The sequence below is a fragment of the Bartonella sp. MU70NMGDW genome (assembly GCF_042194085.1).
Taxonomy (GTDB): Bacteria; Pseudomonadota; Alphaproteobacteria; order Rhizobiales; family Rhizobiaceae; genus Bartonella; species Bartonella grahamii.
In genome coordinates this window covers 1-655 of the sequence record NZ_JBHIMK010000544.1, presented here as the reverse complement: position 1 = coordinate 655, position 655 = coordinate 1, and the positions used below count along the sequence as shown (strand labels likewise).

The 655-nt window shown below is 31.0% G+C and carries 2 pseudogenes; one reads left to right on the top strand and one right to left on the bottom strand.

Features of this window, described 5'->3' with window-relative positions:
• Nucleotides 1–167: pseudogene (locus ACFIKE_RS12075) on the bottom strand (LPS export ABC transporter permease LptF); the annotation flags it as partial.
• 408 nt (nucleotides 168–575) lie between these two features.
• Here ACFIKE_RS12075 and ACFIKE_RS12070 point away from each other — a divergent pair.
• Nucleotides 576–655 (top strand): annotated as a pseudogene (locus ACFIKE_RS12070) (DNA polymerase III subunit chi); the annotation flags it as partial.

Below are 655 nucleotides of genomic sequence, written 5' to 3'. Positions count from 1 at the left end.
AATGAGAGTGAAAATTGTAAGACTGTGAGGAGTGTTTGTTTACTTGTTGTGAGAAAGTTTATCCGTGCAAGAATTTGTATAGTCCAACTAACGCCCACTGCTGCAATCATGACAGAACTAAACACAACAAGGACACGTTTCAGGATGTAGAACTCAATAATACGCATAAATTGGGGAAAATCCTCAGTTTTTAATTCGATAGCAAATATTTTTACTGCTTTCGGTTAAAATGTAATAAAGTTTGAAAAGATATCCTTTCATGAATTGGATATTTTTACCAAATAAATAATATAAAATTGCCTATGAGGTCCTCTTTAAATTTTCCGTACATTATATTTTATTTTCAACTATAGTCTACAAAGAATCCAGAAGGATCTAGAAAATAACTTAAAAAACTTTTTTATTAACGTTGAAAATAAAAATTTTTGTCTTTTAAAGGACACGTGCAAAAAGGTGATGCATCTCAATTAAAAAAGATGGTTTATATATTGAACCATTTCATTTGTATTAGGGATGTAGAAGTTTTTCTAAAAAGATGTTAACTTTTTTATAAAGAATGATGAAGGCTTAAGAGGTTGGATATTTTATTCTATCATTTGACGCAGTCAACGCTGAAGGATATTTTGCCGACGCTTGTAGAGCGTGCATTGGCTCG